Annotated in this window: 5 protein-coding genes; 3 read left to right on the top strand and 2 right to left on the bottom strand. The window is 50.5% G+C overall.

Going from position 1 to position 4,724, the window contains the following annotated elements; all coding sequences use genetic code 11:
- Nucleotides 1–595: hypothetical protein (locus ACR0P9_RS07800; RefSeq protein ID WP_432618938.1), on the bottom strand; the 595-nt coding region annotated here is incomplete at its 3' end.
- Between the two features lie 148 nt (nucleotides 596–743).
- Nucleotides 744–1,553, bottom strand: a complete 810-nt coding sequence (locus ACR0P9_RS07795; protein ID WP_432618936.1) for an RICIN domain-containing protein — start codon at nucleotides 1,551–1,553, stop codon at nucleotides 744–746.
- A 337-nt stretch (nucleotides 1,554–1,890) separates the two neighbouring features.
- On the opposite strand from ACR0P9_RS07795, the gene ACR0P9_RS07790 reads away from it, so the two are divergent.
- The 3 genes from ACR0P9_RS07790 to ACR0P9_RS07780 form a co-directional block, all read left to right on the top strand.
- Nucleotides 1,891–2,535 carry an AAA family ATPase gene (locus ACR0P9_RS07790; protein ID WP_432618934.1) on the top strand — a complete coding sequence of 215 codons (645 nt, stop codon included), beginning with the start codon at nucleotides 1,891–1,893 and terminating at the stop codon, nucleotides 2,533–2,535.
- 129 nt (nucleotides 2,536–2,664) lie between these two features.
- Entirely contained in the window at nucleotides 2,665–3,522 is an 858-nt protein-coding gene (locus tag ACR0P9_RS07785) for a putative manganese transporter (protein ID WP_432618932.1), read from the top strand.
- A 44-nt stretch (nucleotides 3,523–3,566) separates the two neighbouring features.
- Nucleotides 3,567–4,724 (top strand): ABC-F family ATP-binding cassette domain-containing protein (locus tag ACR0P9_RS07780; RefSeq protein ID WP_432618930.1); only part of this gene is annotated, 1,158 nt, incomplete at its 3' end.

Genomic DNA, 4,724 nt, shown 5'->3' with positions numbered 1-4,724 from the left:
TGTCAATCATGCAGATGTATGCACCGTCATAGCGGCGGATCTTTACGGAAGCCCAAGCGGCAACCACACAGATCACGATGATATAGAGGAAAAGCAGAACGCCAAACAGCATGTCAGAATCCGAAAAAGCGGAGGAGACCAGCGGAATCAAGCCGACCAGTATGATGGCATAGGTGATAACCAGCCAGCCGAGAGAGCGGATGCCAATAGATAAAGTCAGCTTGAGCGAGGTCAGATAGCTCTTGCCGCTGGTAAACGGCTGGAAAATCAGACCGATGGTCGAATCTTCACCGCGTGCTCGCGATACATAGTAATGCTTGGCACCGAACGTAATCGGAGAGCCGACAAAGAAGTAGATCACGGCATATAATGCACCATATTTGGCGAGCTTGCCGTAGGCAGCCAAAACAGCATCAAAACCGGATGCATCATTCAGCGAATCCAGACCGTCCATGCCGATAGCCATGATAACGCTCATGAGCATCAGCGGAATAGATGCCAAAATTACCGCGCCGATGGTCGGCCAGAACTTTTTGCGGATGTCAGCCCGCGCTTGCGCTTTGTAGTCTTTTCTAGCTCGTGCATCGTAAATCATACAAACACCTCGTTTCTATTTCGTTAAAAAAATACAGATTTTGTTTCTGTGCTCATTATATCATAAGATATACACCGGTACAACAAAAGAACGCCAGTTCCGGAAATTTCCGGTTCTGGCGTTCTTGCATGAGAATACAATATGGTTCTTACTTGGTTTCTGCGGTCTTGGAAGCCTCAGCCTTCGGTGCCTCAGCAGCTGTCTTCTTGGCAGCAGTCTTGCGGGTACGGGTTGTGGTCTTCTTTGCCGGAGCTGCGGCAGCGTCAGCTGCCATTTCCGCCTTGGTTCTGCGCTTGCGCTTTGCGCGGGACTCGTTGGTCTTCTTAGCAGCGGTCTTGCGGGTAGTGGTAGAAGCAGCGCGCTTGCGCGTGGTGGTCTTCTTTGCCGGAGTCTCTTCGGTCTTTTCCTCAGCCTTCGGCTCTTCCGTCTTTACTTCTTCCGCCTTCGGAGCTTCTACAGCAGCTTCCTTCGGCTCTTCGGTCTTTGCCTCTTCTGCCTTCGGAGCTTCTGCCTGTGCTTCGCGGATGAACCAGCTCTGGTTGTCGCCGTCTACGTCGACCCAGATCTGCAGATGTGCGCCGTCTGCCTCTGCGTTCATGCCAACAATGTCAATGCACTTGGCGGACATCGCGGACTTGATGGCAACGGCACCGTCTGCCTTCTCCTCGAAGAACCACAGCTGGCTGTCGCCGTTCACATACTCCCACTGGTGAAGATTTGCGCCGTTTACAACGCCCAGGCTGATGATGTCCAGCACCTTGCCCGATTTCTTGTTTGCGATTTTGTAGTACTTGCCGTCAATATGGGTGATCGACCACAGCTGCTGGTCTGCGCCGGTTGCCTCTGCCAGGCATACGGCTGCGCCGTTCTCGTCAGAAGCGTTCTCCGCCTCGATAACCTTGCCGCTGACCTTCGCTGCAATGGTGTACCATGCGCTTTCATCAAATGTCTGCATCATAAATGACACTCCTTGTCTCTGTGCAGAAATATGTATATTCTGCAACAACCTATTATCCTGTATTTTGTGTCCATTATAGCACATGCAATATCTGTAATCAATGTTTTTGTACCGCAAAAGACGGAAAACGGCAACTTTTGCGTGCGTTTTCGTGAAAAATGTTGAGGTTTTTCTAAAGAACAGAGCGGCGTTTTGGTGGTTTTGGCGGGCGAAAAATGCGGCAATTTGACGGGAAACGTGCACGGAATCGGGAAATTCTGTGCGTTTGCTTTTCACAGTAACAAAAATATGGTATAATACAGCAGAAAAGAGATTCGGAAAGGATGGGATTGATGTCATGACAACGGCAACAATTTATACAATTGAGAGAGAATTCGGCTCCGCCGGACATATTGTCGGAGAGCGTCTGGCTAAGATGCTGGGCATTCCGTTCTACGACTCCCAGATCGTAGATATGGCAGCGAAAAATGCGGGCGTCAGCCGCAAGATTTTTGAAGGATTTGATGAGAAGCCGACCAACAGCTTTTTGTATTCTCTTGTCATGGGAAGCTATACGGCGGCAGGTTCTATTACGCAGTCCTCTGACCTCAACATGAGCGACAAGCTGTTTGTCGAAGAGGCAAAAATTATCCGTGAGGCAGCGGAACAGGGCCCGTGTGTTGTCGTAGGACGCTGCGGCAGCTATATTCTGCGCGAGCGTCCGGATGTTGTTCGCGTATTCTGCACAGCAGATATGGAGTATCGAAAGAACCATGCCATTCATGATCTCGGTATGCCGGAAAAGCGCATTGAGGACGCGATTACCAAGCGCGACAAAAAGCGTGCAAGTTATTATAACTATTATACCGGCAAGCGCTGGAGCGATGCGTCCAGCTATGACTTGTGCGTTTCGACGAGCACAGCAGGCATTGACGGCGCTGTGGAGACGATTCTCGCCTTTGGTGAAATGCTGGAGCGTCAGCGCACAGAGCGAAGCAAATAAATACCGAAAACGACGCAAAAGAGGCAGGTTTCTTATGAATCCTGCCCCTGTTTTTTTGTGCGCAAGTATGCTATACTGTCTAAACGATTTGTATTTTATTTTTCGTTTTTCAGAGAGGAGTGAGCTTCTGTGCTGGAAGTATGGACGGAATGTATTATGGATATTGTCAAAACCATTCCGATTCTCTTTGTTGTATATCTGGTCATCAGTTGGATGGAAAATCATATGGACGCCGTGACCCGCGTTGTCACAAGCACAGAACCGGCGGGGCCAGTCATCGGCGCATTGATTGGCGCGATCCCGCAGTGCGGCTTTTCGATGGGCTGTTCTGTCCTGTACTGCCGCGGATTTTTGGCACCGGCAACGCTGATTGCCGTGTATTTGTCCACATCCGATGAGGCAATACCGGTTTTGCTCGCGGGCGGCTGCAGCTGGAAAGAAATTGTGCTGCTCATTGCCGTGAAAATTGGCATTGCAATTATCGCCGGTTATCTGTTTTATTTGCTCTGGTTCCGCAAACACTGGGATGTTGACGATTGGCCGGAAGATGATGAGCTGGATATGGATGAGGTCAATGCGAACTGTTCCTGCTGCGGCGATCAATCGCTGTGGCGTTCGGCACTGATTCGCACGGCAAATACTACGGTATTTCTCGTGATTACCATGCTGGTGCTCAATACCATCATTCATTTGCTCGGCGCAGATTCCTTGGCGACGATTTTGCTGCAAGGCTCGCATTTACAGCCGCTGTTGTGTGCGCTGATTGGTTTGATTCCGGGCTGTGCTGTGTCGGTTTTGCTGGTACAGCTGTTTACCGCAGGCACCATCAGCTTTGGCAGTGTGATTGCCGGACTTTCCGCCGGAGCCGGTTTTGGTTTTATTTTGCTGCTGCGCGAAGCACCGCGCAAAAAAGCCGCTTGGCAGATTATCGGCTGCACCTATCTTGCAGCGGTAGTGGCCGGTTTGCTGCTTGATTTTATTGTATAACACAGGTCCCCCCCTATTCTTTATCGTTTTACAGGAGGTTTTTCATGCTTACCGTCAATCATTTGAGCATTAACTTTGATGGAGACAATCTGTTCTCCGATGTCAATCTAAAATTTACCGAAGGCAATTGCTACGGTGTCATCGGTGCAAACGGTGCGGGCAAGTCTACATTCCTGCGCATGTTGTCCGGCGATTTGGAACCGTCTACCGGTACGGTAGAGCTTGACCCGAAGCTGCGCATGTCGGTTCTGCGTCAGGATCACTTTGCTTTTGATGAATTTACCGTTGTAGATACCATTATTCAGGGCAATCCGCGTCTGTATGAAATCATGCAGGAGAAGGATGCGCTGTATGCAAAGGATCCGTTTACGGAAGAGGACGGCAACCGCGCTGCGGAACTGGAAGCGGAGTTCGCAGAGCTGGACGGCTGGAATGCCGACACAGAGGCGGCTCGTCTGCTGCAAGGTCTTGGACTCAAGGCGGATGATATTCTGTACAGCGGCATGAAGTACCGCACGGACGCAGAAAAGGTCAAGATTCTGCTGGCACAGGCACTGTTCGGCAAGCCGGACATTATGCTGCTCGACGAGCCGACCAACCATTTGGATATTCATTCTATTGCATGGCTGGAGGATTTCTTGGCAGATTACGAAGGTACGGTTATCGTCGTATCCCATGACCGTCACTTCCTCAACAATGTCTGCACCCACATCGTCGATATTGACTACGGCAAGGTTCGCCTGTATGTCGGCAACTATGAGTTCTGGTATGAGTCATCTCAGCTGGTACAGCGTACCTTGAACGACCAGAAAAAGAAGGCAGACGAAAAGATTAAGGAATTACAGGAGTTTATTCGTCGATTCTCCGCAAACAAGTCCAAGTCGAAGCAGGCAACCAGCCGTAAAAAGCTCATTGATAAGCTGACGGTTGACGAGCTGCCGGCATCTTCCCGCCGCTATCCGTTTGTCGGCTTCCAGATGGATAGAGAGCCGGGTAAGGATATTCTGGAGGTCAAGGACATCTCTAAGACGATTGACGGCGAAAAGGTACTCAATCATGTCTCGTTCCGCGTGGCACGCGGCGATAAAATTGCCTTTGTCGGCAAGACCGAGCAGGCAGCAACAACCCTGTTCCAGATTTTGATGGGTGAGATGGAGCCGGACGAAGGCAGCTTTAAGTGGGGCGTTTCCACCAGCCAGTCG

The organism is Butyricicoccus sp. (genome assembly GCF_050872565.1).
In the GTDB taxonomy this organism is placed as follows: domain Bacteria; phylum Bacillota; class Clostridia; order Oscillospirales; family Butyricicoccaceae; genus Butyricicoccus_A.
Note: the sequence above shows the minus strand (reverse complement) of the source record. Positions and strands in the feature narration are given on the sequence as shown.

What these genes read in the sequence shown, in the direction of transcription:
- ACR0P9_RS07790 (WP_432618934.1), top strand. Translation starts at nt 1,891, where the DNA reads ATGACAACGGCAACAATTTATACAATTGAGAGAGAATTCGGCTCCGCC.
- ACR0P9_RS07795 (WP_432618936.1), bottom strand. Translation starts at nt 1,553, where the DNA reads ATGATGCAGACATTTGATGAAAGCGCATGGTACACCATTGCAGCGAAG.